The 15,366-nt window shown below is 55.2% G+C and carries 12 protein-coding genes; 4 read left to right on the top strand and 8 right to left on the bottom strand.

The window, feature by feature from the left end:
• Positions 1-67: 67 nt before the first annotated feature.
• From OSB_RS04540 to OSB_RS04530, 3 genes are all read left to right on the top strand, one after another.
• Positions 68-1,279, top strand: a complete 1,212-nt coding sequence (locus OSB_RS04540) for a capsule biosynthesis protein (RefSeq protein WP_412457888.1) — start codon at positions 68-70, stop codon at positions 1,277-1,279.
• Positions 1,280-1,454: 175 nt separating this feature from the next.
• Complete coding sequence (locus OSB_RS04535; protein WP_049833867.1) at positions 1,455-2,585, top strand: polysaccharide biosynthesis/export family protein; 1,131 nt, start codon at positions 1,455-1,457, stop codon at positions 2,583-2,585.
• A complete protein-coding gene (locus OSB_RS04530) occupies positions 2,585-4,615 on the top strand; it encodes a capsular polysaccharide biosynthesis protein (RefSeq protein WP_049833866.1) in 2,031 nt (676 codons plus the stop codon). Before OSB_RS04535 ends, OSB_RS04530 begins: the two co-directional genes overlap by 1 nt.
• 4 nt (positions 4,616-4,619) lie before the next feature.
• Here OSB_RS04530 and ribD read toward each other — a convergent pair whose 3' ends face one another.
• From ribD to OSB_RS04505, 5 genes are all read right to left on the bottom strand, one after another.
• Positions 4,620-5,699 carry a bifunctional diaminohydroxyphosphoribosylaminopyrimidine deaminase/5-amino-6-(5-phosphoribosylamino)uracil reductase RibD gene (gene ribD / locus OSB_RS04525; RefSeq protein WP_268794150.1) on the bottom strand — a complete coding sequence of 360 codons (1,080 nt, stop codon included), beginning with the start codon at positions 5,697-5,699 and terminating at the stop codon, positions 4,620-4,622.
• Entirely contained in the window at positions 5,696-6,163 is a 468-nt protein-coding gene (gene nrdR / locus OSB_RS04520; RefSeq protein ID WP_049833864.1) for a transcriptional regulator NrdR, read from the bottom strand. Before nrdR ends, ribD begins: the two co-directional genes overlap by 4 nt.
• Before the next feature lie 133 nt (positions 6,164-6,296).
• Complete coding sequence (locus OSB_RS04515) at positions 6,297-6,731, bottom strand: hypothetical protein (protein WP_049833863.1); 435 nt, start codon at positions 6,729-6,731, stop codon at positions 6,297-6,299.
• Positions 6,728-8,284: a zinc-binding metallopeptidase family protein gene (locus tag OSB_RS04510; RefSeq protein WP_049833862.1), complete on the bottom strand. Its 1,557-nt coding sequence runs from the start codon at positions 8,282-8,284 to the stop codon at positions 6,728-6,730. Before OSB_RS04510 ends, OSB_RS04515 begins: the two co-directional genes overlap by 4 nt.
• Positions 8,281-8,679, bottom strand: a complete 399-nt coding sequence (locus OSB_RS04505; protein ID WP_049833861.1) for a secondary thiamine-phosphate synthase enzyme YjbQ — start codon at positions 8,677-8,679, stop codon at positions 8,281-8,283. The genes OSB_RS04510 and OSB_RS04505 overlap by 4 nt, the downstream gene beginning before the upstream one ends.
• Between OSB_RS04505 and OSB_RS04500 the strand changes: the two genes are divergently transcribed.
• Positions 8,666-10,336 carry a tetratricopeptide repeat-containing sulfotransferase family protein gene (locus tag OSB_RS04500; protein WP_082166420.1) on the top strand — a complete coding sequence of 557 codons (1,671 nt, stop codon included), beginning with the start codon at positions 8,666-8,668 and terminating at the stop codon, positions 10,334-10,336. The two genes, OSB_RS04505 and OSB_RS04500, sit on opposite strands and share 14 nt — an antisense overlap.
• A 25-nt stretch (positions 10,337-10,361) precedes the next feature.
• Here the strand turns inward: OSB_RS04500 and rpoD are convergent, their stop codons facing one another.
• The 3 genes from rpoD to OSB_RS04485 form a co-directional block, all read right to left on the bottom strand.
• Positions 10,362-12,320 (bottom strand): RNA polymerase sigma factor RpoD, encoded by a 1,959-nt coding sequence (gene rpoD / locus OSB_RS04495; RefSeq protein WP_049833859.1) that lies wholly within the window; start codon positions 12,318-12,320, stop codon positions 10,362-10,364.
• 136 nt (positions 12,321-12,456) lie between these two features.
• Positions 12,457-14,412 (bottom strand): DNA primase, encoded by a 1,956-nt coding sequence (dnaG, locus tag OSB_RS04490; RefSeq protein WP_049833858.1) that lies wholly within the window; start codon positions 14,410-14,412, stop codon positions 12,457-12,459.
• A 53-nt stretch (positions 14,413-14,465) separates the two neighbouring features.
• Positions 14,466-15,362: a DMT family transporter gene (locus tag OSB_RS04485; protein ID WP_049836045.1), complete on the bottom strand. Its 897-nt coding sequence runs from the start codon at positions 15,360-15,362 to the stop codon at positions 14,466-14,468.
• Between the last annotated feature and the right edge of the window lie 4 nt (positions 15,363-15,366).

The raw sequence follows: 15,366 nt of genomic DNA, 5'->3' as shown, positions 1-15,366 counted from the left end.
AGAGCAGACCAGATCTTTTCTATTTCTACAGGGGCCACATGGGCCTTTCTTCCACCGCTTGGGCAAAATGCTCCGCGCGGCGGGTGTGGATGTGTGGCGCGTTGGTTTCAACGCGGGCGACCGTGCGTTCTGGTTTGGGGCCAAAGGCTATATACCCTACCGTGGCGGCCCTGATGAATGGGTTGAAACGTTTCGCGCAATCGTTGCTGAGAAATCAATCACTGACATCGTTTTATATGGCGACACCCGCCCGATCCATGCGGATGCAATTGTTGCCGCCAAAGAAATGGGCCTGAACGTTCACGTCTATGAAGAAGGCTATATGCGCCCGTTTTGGGTGACCTATGAGCGTGGCGGTGCAAACGGGCATTCCAAGCTCATGGACACCTCTGTGCAAGATATGCGCGACGCGTTGGCGAAATCCGAACTCGACGTGCCAGAGGCGCCAGCCCATTGGGGCGACATGCGCCACCACGTGTTTTATGGCGCATTATATCATTGGTTCGTGATGTTCCGAAATCGCGAGTACCGCAAATTCAAGCGTCACCGCGAATTGCCGCTGGTTGCCGAAACCGCCCTTTATACACGCCGTTTGATGTTGATGCCTTGGTTCGCGTTGGACCGGATTTTTTCAACCTTCCGCATCAAACACGGCGGTTACCCTTATCATATTGCGCTTTTGCAGCTCGAGCATGACTCAAGCTTTCAGATGCATTCGCCTTTCAATCGGATGGAAGAATTCCTTGCCGTCGTAATCGAAGGCTTTGCCAAAGGCGCACCCAAGCATCACCACTTGGTATTCAAGGCACATCCGCTCGAAAATGGCCGCAGTCCATTGCGTAATATCATCCGCCGCTTGGCGAAAGAAAACGACGTCTTTGATCGTGTTCATTACGTGCGCGGCGGTAAGCTAGCGCAGATATTGGACCCTGCGCGCACTGCTGTGACCGTAAATTCAACCGCCGCACAACAGGTCTTGCACCGTGGCATCCCGCTAAAGGTCTTTGGTAATGCTGTTTACGCAAAGCCCGAATTCGTGTCCGACCTGCCAGTTGATAAATTCTTTGCCAAGCCCGCACGTCCCGACAACCGTGCGTTTAAGGATTATCGTCGGTATCTTCTTGAAACTTCACAGGTTCCGGGTGGCTTTTATTCCGCTCGAGGGCGTCGCCAATTGATGCGTCAAGTCGTTGATATGATGCTCGATAACAACGATCCCTATGATGCACTCGCATCGGGCCAAGCCCCGCCGCGCCAGCAGTTGCGTGTCGTAAAGTAGCAAACACTAGACCTTGTGGGTGCGGTGGCACCTCTGCCACACCCAACCCGCCTGACAACCTTATACTAGATTTTGCACACGGATTCCCGTAGGTTACAGACAAAAGGTGAGGTGAATCCAAATTCGCCCGCATTAAGACCGAGGCAGTTTTTAATAGGTCGAGGAGACCGGAGCAGTGAAATCCTTAAGATTGCGCCTTACAAAAGGCGTGGCCCTACTCGCCGCAGTGGCAGTTGTTGCATCGTGTGGTTTGCCCCGTTCGGGCCCAACCAAAAATGAAATCTTCGCAGGTTCCGTTATGGAAGACGGCGATGCATTCGTGCTTCTCGTCGATGATCGTGTGAATTTGGTGGCGGGTGTTACACCTGCCCTCGGGTTTGCCGCTGGTTTTCGCGATGCAAGCAACCTTGGTAGCGACACGATCCGCCCCGGTGACGTGCTTGGCTTGACGATTTGGGAAAACGTCCGCGATCCGCTTCTTGTGCCTGCAGGGCAAAACGCAACTGTGCTTGAAGAAGTGCAGGTTGACGGGTCCGGCTTTATCTTTGTGCCTTATGCAGGTCGCATCCGCGCCGCTGGCAACACACCAGAAGCAATCCGTCGCATCATCACAACCAAACTCGAAGAACAAACTCCTGATCCACAGGTTCAGGTACGTCGCCTTGCGGGTGACGGATCTACCGTTTCTGTAGTTGGCGCGGTTGGTGCTCAAGGCGTGTACGCAATCGAACGCCCAACCCGCACATTGGCGTCAATGCTGGCCCGCGCTGGTGGTGTTACCGTTCAGCCCGAAATTGCACAGGTTACTGTGGTTCGAGGCAGCCATTCCGGTCAGATTTGGTTCGAAGACCTCTACGATCATCCGGGCCATGACATCGCACTGCGTGCGGGTGACCGTATTTTCGTAGAACAAGACACACGGACCTTCACAGCGCTTGGCGCAACAGGATCCCAGTCTCGCGTGACGTTTGAATCCCAGACGATTTCAGCAATCGAAGCGATTGCACAAGTTGGCGGCCTTTCCACCAACCTCGCCGATCCAACAGGCGTGTTTATCTTCCGCAATGAGCCAGAAGAAATCGCCAACCAGTTGGTCGGTCGTTCGGACCTTGTTGGCACACAGCGTGTTATCTATGTGCTTGATTTGACTGAACCAAATGGCATGTTCATGGCCCGCGACTTCGCGATCCGCGACGAAGACACAGTCTATGTCACCGAAGCACCGTTCAGCCAGTTCAACAAGACTATTTCGGCTGTGTTCGGCACGCTGGGCAACGTCGACACGCTCGCTACTCTCGGGCAGTAATGACCTTACACGACACTTCAGCCGCCGCAGGGGAAACTCCGCGGCGGCTTTACGTTTATAACGGCGGTTTTCTGACCCAGAAGCGTATCCGCCGTATCCTGACCCTTTCCGGCTATGACATTTCGCTTGGAAAGCCCTCCCCCGACGATCTTATTGGTGTTTGGGGGCAGTCCCCGACATCTTGGCGCGGCGAGGCGGTTTCTGATCGCACATCAGCACCCGTCTTACGCGTTGAAGATGCGTTCCTGCGGTCTGTTCTACCGGGCCGCGACGGGGAACCCCCACTTGGCCTGAATCTGGACAGCCGCGGCGTGCATTTTGACCCATCCAAGCCGTCGGACCTTGAGGTTATTTTGCGCGAAGAGCCACTGGACGATACCGTCCTGCTGAACCGCGCACGTGACTGCATGGACGCGATCAAACGTGGTCACCTCAGTAAGTATAACGCCTACAATCCCAAGACCCCCGCCCCAGATGCAGGCTATGTGTTGGTCATAGATCAAACTGCCGGCGATGCATCGGTCACTGCATCACGCGCTGACAGAAACACGTTTCTTGAGATGTTGTTCGTCGCACGTGAAGAACACCCCGCCGCACGGATTTTGGTCAAAACCCATCCCGAAACCGTTCAAGGCCATCGCGACGGGCACTTCAGAGATAGTGATCTATCAGAAAACGTTGAGTTTTTCAGCGATGCCGTTTCACCGCATCACCTTCTTGAAGGCGCAATTGGCGTTTACACCGTCTCCTCGCAATTCGGGTTCGAAGCGATCTTGGCGGGGCATAAGCCCATTGTTTTCGGACAACCGTTCTATATGGGCTGGGGGCTGTCCGATGATCGGATGCCGCTTGATCGCCGCCAACGCAAACTGACCCGTGCGCAACTGTTTGCGGGCGCGATGATCCTTTATCCGCGCTGGTACGATCCCTATCGCGACACCCTGTGCGACCTTGAAACCGCGACCCAAACCTTAGATGCGCACGCCCGCGCTTGGCGCGATGATGGGGACGGTTGGGTCGCGTCAGGCATGCGGCTTTGGAAACGTGCGCCGCTGCAAAACGTGTTCGGTCAGCATCGCAAAGTGATATTTGAAGACGACCCAGAAAAGGCCGATGCCCTCGCCGCGAAAACGGAACGTGGCCGCATGGTTTGGGCTGGTAAAGCAGACGGACACGACAGCGCCCTTCGTGTTGAGGACGGTTTTTTGCGGTCTCGCGGCCTTGGCGCGGACCTCATCGCGCCGCTGTCTTTGGTTCTTGATGAGCTTGGAATTTATTACGATCCGACAGGGCCAAGTCAGCTGGAAGAGTTGACCAATGCGTCTACCGCACTGCCTGACGTCGCAACCAGACGCGCCGAAGCGCTTATCAAACAGATCGTTGGATCTGGCTTAAGCAAATACAATCTTGCAGCCGACGATCTGCCTGCGGGCCTCCCCAAAGGCCGCCGTATTCTTGTGCCAGGTCAGGTGGAAGACGATGCCTCTATCCGTCTTGGCACGTTTGAATTTTCGACAAACCGCGACCTCCTTGCCGCGGCCCGTGCTGCAAATCCTGCCGCTGTGATCCTGTATAAACCCCATCCTGATGTCGAAGCCGGATTGCGAAGGGGTGCCGTTCCGGACGCCGAAGACTTCGCTGACGTTGTGCTAACGAAAACGTCCCCTATCGCTGCGATGGACGCTGTTGATGCCGTCTGGACGATGACCTCAACGCTTGGGTTTGAAGCGCTGTTGCGCGGCAAAGACGTGACCTGTCTTGGGTCGCCGTTCTATTCTGGTTGGGGCCTGACTGATGATCGTGCGATGCCGATCGAACGGCGAACCTCGCGGCCAACATTGGCCCAGTTCGCCCATGCTGTATTGATTGATTACCCAAGGTACTTCGACCCTGTCAGCAATCTGCCCTGCCCTGTTGAAGTTGTCGTGGAACGTTTGGAAAATGGTTCGATTCCGCGCCCTTCTCGCAAAAATCGGCTATTGGCCAAGCTCCAAGGCGCGTTCGCAAGCTACGCACATTTGTGGCGCTAGCCGTTTATGGACGCACCCAGCGGTGCATCAGATCCGCACCAACACGTTGTATCTCTGCCAATTCAAATCGCGGGGCATCTGCTAACTGATCCAACCCCATCGCGCCAATTGACGGCGTGCCTTCGGCCCCCAGCATGGCGCCCGCGGTAAACCCGACAACCTCATCCACCAGTCCAGCGCTAAGAAGAGACGCTGCAAGACTGCCCCCACCTTCACAAAACACGCGTGTTAGCCCGTTGTTGGCGAGGTTCTGCATCAGATCAACGGGGTCAATCTGGCGACCTTGCACCGCGCATTCAAAGGTTTGCGCACCTAGGTCGGTCCATTTTTGTACATCAACGTTCAGCCCGTGACATAGCCAAAGCGGGGCTTGGGGGATCGTCTCCACAAGCTGGCTTGCATCGATCTCCAATCGACCAGATGCAACGACCCGAACAGGTTGGCGCGAAACCCCAAGGTCGCGCACCGTCAGGCTAGGGTCGTCCGCACGGACGGTTCCGGCCCCGACAAGAACTGCATCATGTTGCGCGCGCATCGCGTGAACCATGCGGCGTGAGTCTGGCCCCGTGATCCATTTGCTTTCGCCCGTCGCCGTCGCAATCCGCCCGTCAAACGAACTGGCGAGCTTTAGCGTCACAAAGGGGCGATTTTGCGTGATCCGCAGCAGGAAGCCGGCGAGATCGGCGCGGGCCTCGGCCTTTCGCAGGCCAGTAATCACTTCCAAGCCAGCATCGCGCAACATCGCGATACCTTTACCCGCAACGCGCGGATCAGGGTCGCCTGTGGCGATGACCACACGCGCTACTTTTGCGGCAATCAGGGCCTCGGAACAGGGTGGTGTTTTTCCGTGATGGGCACAGGGTTCAAGCGTGACATAAGCCGTAGCACCCGTCGCATCGATGCCACGTAGTGCTTGGGTTTCCGCATGGGGACGTCCGCCATCCGCTGTCCAACCGCGCCCAATGACACAGCCATCGCGCACGATGACGCAGCCGACATTCGGGTTCGGCCAGACACGACCAAGGCCCCGCCGCCCAAGCGACAGGGCCATGCCCATAAAACGATGATCTAACTCAGCGCTCAATCGTCCGATTTTTCAGGTGGGCGAAGCTCGCTCACAAACTTATCGAAGTCATCAGCCGCTTGGAAGTTCTTGTAAACACTCGCAAAGCGCACGTAAGCGACGGTGTCGATGCGGGCCAAGGCCTCCATCACGATCTCACCGATTTGCTTTGATCCGATGTCCGTTTCACCCATGCTTTCAAGACGGCGCACGATGCCAGAAATCATCTGATCCACGCGTTCCGGTTCAACTGGGCGCTTCTGCATCGAAATGCGAACTGAACGCTCTAGCTTTGGTCGATCGAAATCTTCACGGCGACCATTTGACTTGATGACGACCAGATCGCGCAATTGCACGCGTTCATAGGTGGTGAAACGACCGCCGCACGCAGGGCAAAACCGACGGCGCCGAATGGCGACGTGATCTTCCGCTGGGCGGGAGTCTTTAACTTGTGTGTCGACGTTTCCACAAAATGGGCAACGCATATCCTGTCCTCGTCTTCTGCCTGTGGGGTCTAACGCCCCATTTATCCACAGCCACTATAGGGAACGGGATAAGTTTTGGGTAGTGGGCAAATGAAGGCACAAGATCATGAGTCGGATAAGCCACAGTTTAGCGCTAAAACTCGTAGTCAACTGTACCCGGAGTGCATTCGAGATGGGCAAGGAGGTCTCCTTGCAAGTTTTCGATGTAGATACCGCCGAAGACCGGTGAGGTTTCCGTTTCGGGATCCCATTCGACAGCTTCAACTTTATCGAAACCGCCATACACCTCATAGACGACATCTTCATTCGTCATTCGGACTGCTTCCCAAATCGTTCGCCCGATACCCGGCCACTCAACGAGATCCGCGCCTTCCCCGTAAGGCAACGCCAAATGCAGTTCCGGAGATTGCCCGAGCTGCCCATACCGATACCGGACATATTCTTCTTCCAAACAGACCTCGACGTACTTCCCGTTAGCGAATGAACAGGCCATAAACGTGTGCTGATCGGAACTGCACTCGGCCCAAGCTGGGTTTGCGAATACTAAAAGGGCGATTAAGGCTCTCATTTCGTCTCCAACTTTGGAATGTGCCAATCCTCACCGCGGGACGTTTGTACGTATTCGGGCCATTTGAACCCATGCGGAGAAGGGTAGTCGCACAATGGCGGGATATCGTGTTCCGCTTTTCGGCGTTGAAATTCGCTTTGGGTTGCAGCGCGGGCACCTTCGTCCTCCATCAAACGAAGTGCGGAACATGCCAATACTTTCGCCGCCACCTGCACCATCGGATCAATCGTTTGTGGCATGCCCCCAAGCGCGTTCATCGCCCACGAAGGATAAGGGCCACCCTTCAATGCAGGTCGCGCGATATAGAACCGCGCGGTCGGAGCGTGCCACGTCATATCTGTGTAATCATCAGACGTTGAGTTACGCTGATTGGGCGGCAGGCTTTCACGCAAAATGGCTTCGGCGTTCTGTGGTGAAATCAGGGTTTCACAAGCAGGCAAGATTGGGTCATCATCTGCTGTGACGCCACAATTTTCCTGCACTTGCTTCATCAATGCCTTCGCGCCCGTATCCCAAACGGGTGCGCCAACCTGTTGAATTTGCTCCCAAACCACATTTGCCATCGCATGGTTGGCAAGACCGGGGCGCGATTTGCACACCCAGTGCCGCTCAACACGGCAGCCCGTTTGTGCTGCCACGCTTTCCGCCAATGCATCAAGACGTGCGCTTACGCTTTCAGCCATTTCTACTGTCGGAACACGCATCATATATTGCAGTTCGGCAAGCCCCGCAGGCAGGTTATCTGCGGTTGCCTGCCCCGTGCTGATGATGCTTTCAGAAATCGACCAACCGCCGACATTGGGCAGCATCGTATCGCGCAACATGCGGGCCTGTGAATACATCATGACCAAGGCATCGTTCGCACCGGGGGCGCGAATATCACTGTGGCTTTGCGGGATGGGTGCGCCATCCGAGGCCCCAAACAAATGCGGCGCATCGCAGATAAACCGGTAAATCATCGAATAAGCGGCACCGCAGTGGGTGTCCCAGCGCACGGTATTACACATGGGCAGCATGTAGAACGGATGGAACGACAACATCCCCGCCAGCCCGTCGTAATAGCCCTTTGCGGCGTGGATGGGCTTGGACCCGCGCACCTTTTCCGCAGGCTCACCCGTAAAACGCAGCCCGCCCTTGATGCCATGCTGCTCCATCGCGGCCTTGGTCGCGAGCAAACCACCCAATCCACTGATCCCTAAAGCTGAATGCGGGTCTGTGTGGCCAGCGGCATAGGCGCTTAACCCATCACGCGGCGCTTCACGAACGACTGCTGCTTGGCAATTTCCGGGTACCGCATCGTATTCTGCATACATGCCCACAACAGGCCCTGCTCCGTTTGACCATTCGGCACAAAAGGCTGTTGGCATGCCGCCGCTGCCCTCTTCAACGGTGAAACCTTCTGCCCGCAAGCGTTCAACATACCATTCAGCCGAACGGTATTCACGCCATGCGGGTTCACCATAAGAAAAGATACGCGCGCAGTCTTCGGACAGGCCATCGCGAGCGTTTTCAATCCACGCAAGGGCGCTTGATTGTGCTGCAGAAACACTCATCGCATCATCCCTACAACGCGCCGCGCGTGCGGCACGGTTCTATGTTCAAAAATGTAAATCCCTTGCCAAGTTCCCAACTGCAAAACTCCATCAATGACGGGAACCTGCAAGCTCGTTGGCAGCATCGACGCTTTTATATGGGCCGGCATATCATCCGGCCCTTCATAGGTATGCCGCAGATAAGACATTGACGGGTGATTTGCGTTTGGAACCAGTCGATCGAAGAACTCCGTCAAATCGGTCTTAACCTCAGCATCGGCGTTTTCTTGAATGAGCAGCGAACAGGACGTGTGCCGTACAAACAGCGTAAGCACCCCAGTACCTGCGACGACGCCAGCCACGTCACGCGTGAATTCATAAAGCCCAGGGCCGTTGGTTTGTATGAGAAAATCCATAGCTGTGACCTTCGGACCTGCGTCGCACTCTTGCAAGTGGGCAAATGACGTGATTCATCTAGATTATAAGAAGGAAACAGAAATGTCGCCCGCATCCAGCATTACCAAAGAGATTACGGCCTTACTCAAATCCGGCCGAGCAACGGAAGCCGTACGTAGGATCGAGTTAATGATCCAAAAAGCGCCGCGCGAAGTGGGTCTTTGGCTGCTTCTTGCACAGGTACACGGGCGAGGAACCAGACGATACGATTTAACCCTTAAAGCCGCCCAACAAGCGATCAAGCTTGCCCCCAAGAACCACCGCGGCTGGCTTGAGGCCGCGCAGTCTCTTGACCGGTTAGAACGCTCTAGAGAAGCAAAGGTGCATATCGAAAAGGCGCGAAAGCTAGCTCCGCTTGACCTAGAAGTTAGGTTCTCCCTTGCGGCCATCCTCGCCAATCTAAACGAAATCGAAAAAGCCCGCGACATTTTGGAAAAACTATTGAAACGCCAACCGGATTTTTTACAAGGCCAGATTCAGTTGGGCTTTCTGATGGTACGTGCAGGCGACTTAGAAGCTGCAAAAAATCTCGCGCAAACGCTTTGGTCGCAACACCCTGACAACCCATCAATCTATGACCTAATGGGCGCAACAGGTACGTGGGATGCTGATAACCCGGCGTTAAAACACCTCGAAGAAAGCCTAATTCCGGAAGCCCGAGAAATGAATTCGCCGCGCCTCCCGACGCTGATGGCGACCTTGGCTAAAGCTAAGAATGACCTAAAGGACTACGATGGCGCGATCACGCTTTGGACAAACGCCAAACAGGTCGAAGGGCGGGCTCATAACGCCGAACGTTATGGAAAGTTCATCGATACGCTCATAAATGGTGTCTCGCGGGCGACCTATCTAGGGAACCCTGGCTCTAGTGATGAAACACCCGTCTTGATTGTCGGAATGCCCCGTTCTGGCAGTACATTATTGTCCCAGATCCTCAGCGCACACCCGGCCATCGCAAGCGTCGGGGAAAGCCCAGCTTTGCATCAATCGGTTTCGTCATTCGGCTTGCGTGAGCATGATGCCCAAGCTCAATTACGTTGGCTTTCCTCACTTAAGCCTGAGGATCGAGACGCCTTTGCTTCCCGTTATTTGGCTCGAACCAAAGACGAGAATCCTAAGGCAAAGCGCGTGGTGGACAAGCGTCTGCACAACTTTGAAAACCTTGCACTTTTTTCTGCTGCGTTTCCTAGAGCCCGAATACTGCACAGCTTACGTGATCCAATGGACACCTGCGTATCTTGCTACATGCAAAAGCTGAAGATTGCCCACAGTTACACTGGCGACCTAAAGCAGCTGGGGGACTATTATGGTCAGTACCGCCGCCTGATGGATCATTGGGAAAAAGTTTTACCGAATCCATTTATGAACGTTCAGTATGAGGAGGTTGTCGCGGATACTGAAGAACGGGCTCGTCAGATCATTGATTTTATTGGACTTAAATGGGATCCGGCCTGTCTTGCCTTCCAAGACAACGACACACAGGTTCGCACTTTGTCAAACTGGCAAGTGCGCCAACCGATCTATACGACATCCGTCGAAAGATGGCGGCGGTATGATGAGCACCTTGGACCGCTTAAATCAGCGCTCGTACCTTTTTATCCCAACGGTCTAAATTAGAAGGGCCCCAAATGGGGCCCAATCACTACTGATCGAGGAAGCTACGCAAACGGCGTGAGCGGCTTGGGTGCTTAAGCTTGCGCAGCGCCTTCGCTTCGATCTGACGGATACGTTCGCGGGTAACGCTGAATTGCTGACCAACTTCTTCCAACGTGTGGTCGGTGTTCATACCGATACCAAAACGCATCCGCAGCACGCGTTCTTCACGAGGAGTAAGGGACGCCAACACCCGTGTCGTTGTTTCCTTCAGGTTTTCCTGAATGGCGGAATCCAACGGCAGAACAGCGTTCTTATCTTCAATGAAATCACCGAGTTGGCTGTCTTCCTCGTCACCGATTGGTGTTTCGAGAGAGATCGGCTCTTTCGCGATCTTCATGACCTTGCGGACCTTCTCAAGCGGCATCTGCAGCTTGGCGGCCAATTCTTCCGGCGTAGGTTCGCGGCCAATTTCGTGCAGCATCTGACGACCTGTACGGACCAACTTGTTGATCGTTTCGATCATGTGCACTGGAATACGGATCGTGCGGGCTTGGTCGGCGATGGAACGGGTGATCGCCTGACGGATCCACCACGTCGCGTAGGTCGAGAACTTGTAGCCACGGCGGTATTCAAACTTATCAACGGCCTTCATCAGGCCGATGTTACCTTCTTGAATAAGATCAAGAAATTGCAGGCCGCGGTTCGTGTATTTCTTCGCGATGGAGATAACCAAACGAAGGTTCGCTTCGACCATTTCTTTCTTGGCCTGACGCGCTTCTTTTTCACCCTTCTGAACTTGCTGCACGATGCGGCGGAATTCGGGGATATCAACACCAACGTATTGGCCAACTTGCGCCATTTCAGCGCGCAGTTCTTCGATTTTGCCGGTAGAGCGTTCGATCAGCGCTTGCCAACCACGGCCGGACTTTTCGCCCATTTCTTCAAGCCAAGTTGGATCAAGTTCACGACCCTTATAGGCGTCGACGAATTCACGACGGTTGATGCGGGCTTGGTCAGCCAGCTTAACCATGTTGGAATCGATCTGCATGATGCGGCGGTTGATGCCGTAAAGCTGGTCGATCAAGGCCTCAATCCGGTTGTTGTGCAGGTGAAGTGAATTCACCATTTCAACGACTTCGGACCGCAGCTTCTGGTACTTCTTTTCTTCTTTCCCAGAGAAACTGTCGTCTTCGTTCAGCGTCGCGGACATCCGCGCGTCTTGCATGTCAGAAAGCTTGCTAAATCCTTTGGCGATCACGGCGAGCGTTTCCAAAACCTGCGGTTTCAGCTGTGCTTCCATCGCGGCGAGAGACAGGTTCGCTGCCTCGTCCTCATCATCGTCGTCGTCCTTGGCGATGGGGTTCCCATCGGCATCAAGTTCTTGCTTTTCTTCTTTTTCGCCACCGCCCGCAGGCGCTACGACAGCCGCCTGCTCGGTTTCTTCGGCCAGTTGATCGCCGAACGTCGTTTCAAGGTCGATAACATCGCGCAGCAGAATGTCTTCGGACAAAAGTTCGTCGCGCCAGATCGTGATCGCTTGGAAGGTCAGCGGGCTTTCACAAAGCCCAAGGATCATCGTGTTGCGGCCTGCTTCGATACGTTTCGCAATCGCAATTTCGCCTTCACGCGACAGCAGCTCAACTGAGCCCATTTCGCGCAGATACATGCGAACAGGGTCATCCGTGCGGTCCAGCTTTTCAGCTTCCGCACCGCCAAGCACAACGTCACGGCCAGCAACGGTCGCAACTTCTTTGGACGTGCCGTCGTCGACTTCTTCGGATTCTTCTTCTTCCGTAACCTGAATGCCCATTTCGTTGAGCATGCTCATCACGTCTTCGATCTGGTCGCTGGACACTTGGTCAGGCGGCAGAACGGCGTTCAGCTGGTCATAGGTGATCGTGCCGCGTTCACGCGCTTCCGCGATCATCTTTTTGACGGCGGCTTGGCTCATGTCCAAGGAGTGGTCCGAGTCGTCGCGCTGCTCGTTGGTGTCTTTGGCGGCCATGGTCGTGTCCCTTTCGATATCGAGCGGTTGATTCGCACCGCTGATTCGGGTGATTCGGTTTGAAACGAATCAACCAACCCTGCGGCTGATTCGCAATGCCTCGAATGGCTTAATTTTAACGTTGTTGCAAAGGCACTTAGTTGCCTTTGCTGCCTTTGGCAAAGTCGATCTTGTCTAAAAGTGCATCAAATGCGCTTCTTTCGTCTTTATTGATTCGCGCTCCGTTGTCGGAGGTGTCGTATTGGGCGCTGTCGTCCCCGTCTTGTCGGCCTGCGTTGTTCATCGCCGCGATCGATTGTGCCAAGCGCGCCGTCAGGCGTTCATCGGCAACATCTGAGTTCATTTCATCGATTGCGTCTTGAACCTCATGCGCGTGGCCACGACGGGACGTAAGTTTTGCGAGTTCTTCTGCAAGGCACATCCGTGCGAGTTCCCCGTTGTCGGGTCGGCGCACAGCGGGCGTAATGGCCACGTGGGCTTGCGCGAATAGTTTTGCAAGGGGCGCATCACCTAAATCGTTGTTGAGCAATGCTTCAACATTGTCTTCAGGTTCGACCTTCAACAGTGCATCCCGCAGCATGGCAATGTCGGGACCGGAACACAGCATCCGCTCTAACGCACCGTAAAAATCGTTCAATATCTTTGGGTTGCGGATCAACACCGCAAGGATTACCGCCTCACGCAAGTGGTCTTCTGACGAAGATCCGCCCCCAAGAAGCGATGCTTTCGTACTCATCTGGGCGGGCAACTTTGCACCCTTTGGCGTCCATGTACTGCGTTGCTGTCCGCCACCGGATGGTTTGCGATTGTTGCTAAACAGCTCCCAACGCATGTCCTTGATCGCCTGACCATAGTGGCTGCGAATGCTTGGGTCTTTGATCAGTTTGATCTTTTCGCGCAGCGCCTTATCCAACGCGGCCTTGCGTTCGGGGCTGTCAAAAACCTTACCTTCAATCTCGCGCTGCCAAAGCAGCTGTACCATCGGCAATGCGCCCTCGACCTTTTCACGCATGGCACCAGCACCCGCCGATTTCAGCAGATCATCAGGATCTTGGCCCTCAGGCATCATCGCAAAACGCACCGATTGCCCAGCCTCAAGCAATGGCAGCGCCAGATCAATCACCCGCATCGCAGCGCGTTGGCCTGCGGTGTCGCCGTCCAGCGTAATCACCGGTTCCGGCGCAATCCGCCACATCATTTGTAGCTGCGTTTCGGTCACGGCGGTTCCCAGTGGCGCCACCGCAGCCCCAAAACCCGCCTCGCTCAGCGCGATGACATCCATATACCCTTCGGCCACGAGCAACGGCTGCCCCTTGCCCGCCGCCTCACGCGCGGGGGCGTAGTTAAACAGGCTACGGCCTTTATCGAACAGCTCAGTCTCGGGGGAATTCAAATACTTAGCGTTATCATTTGGATCAATCGCACGACCACCAAACGCAATGCAGCGCCCGCGCGCATCGCGGATCGGGAACATAATGCGATGGCGGAACGTGTCGTAGGGCTTCTTGCCTTGGTTGCTTGGCTTGCCCAGCCCCGCCCCAAGGATCAAATCCTCAGCCACGCCTTTACTCGTCAGATGGTCCCACAAGTTTTGCCAGCCTTGCGGTGCCAAACCGATTTCCCAACGTTCCAACGCGGCGTCGTTTAACCCACGCCCGGCTAGATAGTCACGCGCCTCAGCGCCCGCGCCAGTTTTCAGCTGTAGTCGGTAATACTGCACCGCTTGTTCCATGACCTCAGCCAAAAGCGTGCGGCGATCCGATTTCGCCTGCGCCTGCGGATCACGCTTGGGCATCGTCATCCCAGCTTCACCCGCCAAGATTTCTACGGCCTCCATGAACCCAACATTCTCGGTTTCACGCACAAACGAAATCGCGTCGCCCTTCGCGTGGCACCCAAAGCAGTAGTAATACCCTTTGCGGTCATCCACATGGAACGACGCTGACTTTTCCTGATGAAACGGGCACGGCGCCCACAAATCGCCCTTACCTTGGTTGGACTTACGCTGATCCCACATGACCTTACGCCCAACGACCTGCCCAATGGACAGCCGCGTGCGAAGCTCATCAAGAAATCCCGGTGGTAATGACATGCCCGTTATATTGGGTCTGTTGGGCCAAGAGTCGAGGGGGTCAGCGAACGAAACTAACCTTTGGTCTGGTGTGCCGTAGGGGTAATACGTCGCTTCGCTACGGCTTCACGCCATGTGATAAAGCTAATCGATGCCATGATAACCGCGCCGCCAAACACGACCCAACCATCCACCGGTTCGCCAAAGACCAACGCCCCAAGCAATACAGCCCAAACCAGCTGCAAGAACGTGACCGGTTGGGTGACCGTCAACGGTGCCGACGCAAACGCCAGTGTCATTGAATAATGTCCCGCCGTGGCAAAGCACGCCACAAGGAACAGCCAACCAACGTCCGCCCAACTAACAGGAACCCAAACCACCCAGGCAAAGGGTGCCAAACCAATGGTCACCGTTATCGACAACATGCCAACAACCACCGCAGCGCTGACTTCACCACTTAATTGCTTGGCAATCAGGTAGCCCGCCGCAAACATCAACGCCGTCCCAAGCATCGCAATATGGCCCGGATCAATCTCGCGAAAACCGGGTCGCAAAATAATTATCGCCCCCAGCAGCGCCATCACAACAGCCGCCAAGCGGCGCGGCGGCAATGCCTCTTTCAGCAACAACGCGGCACCCAAAGTCACATAGACGGGGGACAGATAGTTCATCGCCGTAACATCCGCGATCGGGATGCGGGCCATCGCATAGAACCAAAGGATCACAGCAATCGTGTGCACCACGCCGCGCCCAGCAAACAGTTTCAGCTGCCGTTTCGTTAGATGCGCCGCCATGATCGGCCGTATCATCGGGATAAGGAACACGAGGCCCAGCAAGTACCGCAAAAACGCGCCCTGTGCAGCAGGCACATCAGATCCGACGTGTTTCACAATGGCGGTAACAGCCACGAAATTCAGGCCCGTCAGGACCATCCAGAACATTCCAATAAGGGGGCGATCTTGTGCAGCCATACCC

The sequence above is a fragment of the Octadecabacter temperatus genome (assembly GCF_001187845.1).
GTDB lineage: Bacteria > Pseudomonadota > Alphaproteobacteria > Rhodobacterales > Rhodobacteraceae > Octadecabacter > Octadecabacter temperatus.
The sequence above is the reverse complement of the archived record's forward strand: the minus strand, read 5'-3'. Positions and strand labels throughout refer to the sequence as shown.

What these genes read in the sequence shown, in the direction of transcription:
- OSB_RS04505 (WP_049833861.1), bottom strand. Translation starts at nt 8,679, where the DNA reads ATGGATTTTCTCATACAAACCAACGGCCCTGGGCTTTATGAATTCACG.
- OSB_RS04500 (WP_082166420.1), top strand. Translation starts at nt 8,666, where the DNA reads ATGAGAAAATCCATAGCTGTGACCTTCGGACCTGCGTCGCACTCTTGC.
- nrdR (WP_049833864.1), bottom strand. Translation starts at nt 6,163, where the DNA reads ATGCGTTGCCCATTTTGTGGAAACGTCGACACACAAGTTAAAGACTCC.
- OSB_RS04515 (WP_049833863.1), bottom strand. Translation starts at nt 6,731, where the DNA reads ATGAGAGCCTTAATCGCCCTTTTAGTATTCGCAAACCCAGCTTGGGCC.
- OSB_RS04530 (WP_049833866.1), top strand. Translation starts at nt 2,585, where the DNA reads ATGACCTTACACGACACTTCAGCCGCCGCAGGGGAAACTCCGCGGCGG.
- OSB_RS04510 (WP_049833862.1), bottom strand. Translation starts at nt 8,284, where the DNA reads ATGAGTGTTTCTGCAGCACAATCAAGCGCCCTTGCGTGGATTGAAAAC.
- OSB_RS04485 (WP_049836045.1), bottom strand. Translation starts at nt 15,362, where the DNA reads ATGGCTGCACAAGATCGCCCCCTTATTGGAATGTTCTGGATGGTCCTG.
- dnaG (WP_049833858.1), bottom strand. Translation starts at nt 14,412, where the DNA reads ATGTCATTACCACCGGGATTTCTTGATGAGCTTCGCACGCGGCTGTCC.
- OSB_RS04540 (WP_412457888.1), top strand. Translation starts at nt 68, where the DNA reads ATGCTCCGCGCGGCGGGTGTGGATGTGTGGCGCGTTGGTTTCAACGCG.
- rpoD (WP_049833859.1), bottom strand. Translation starts at nt 12,320, where the DNA reads ATGGCCGCCAAAGACACCAACGAGCAGCGCGACGACTCGGACCACTCC.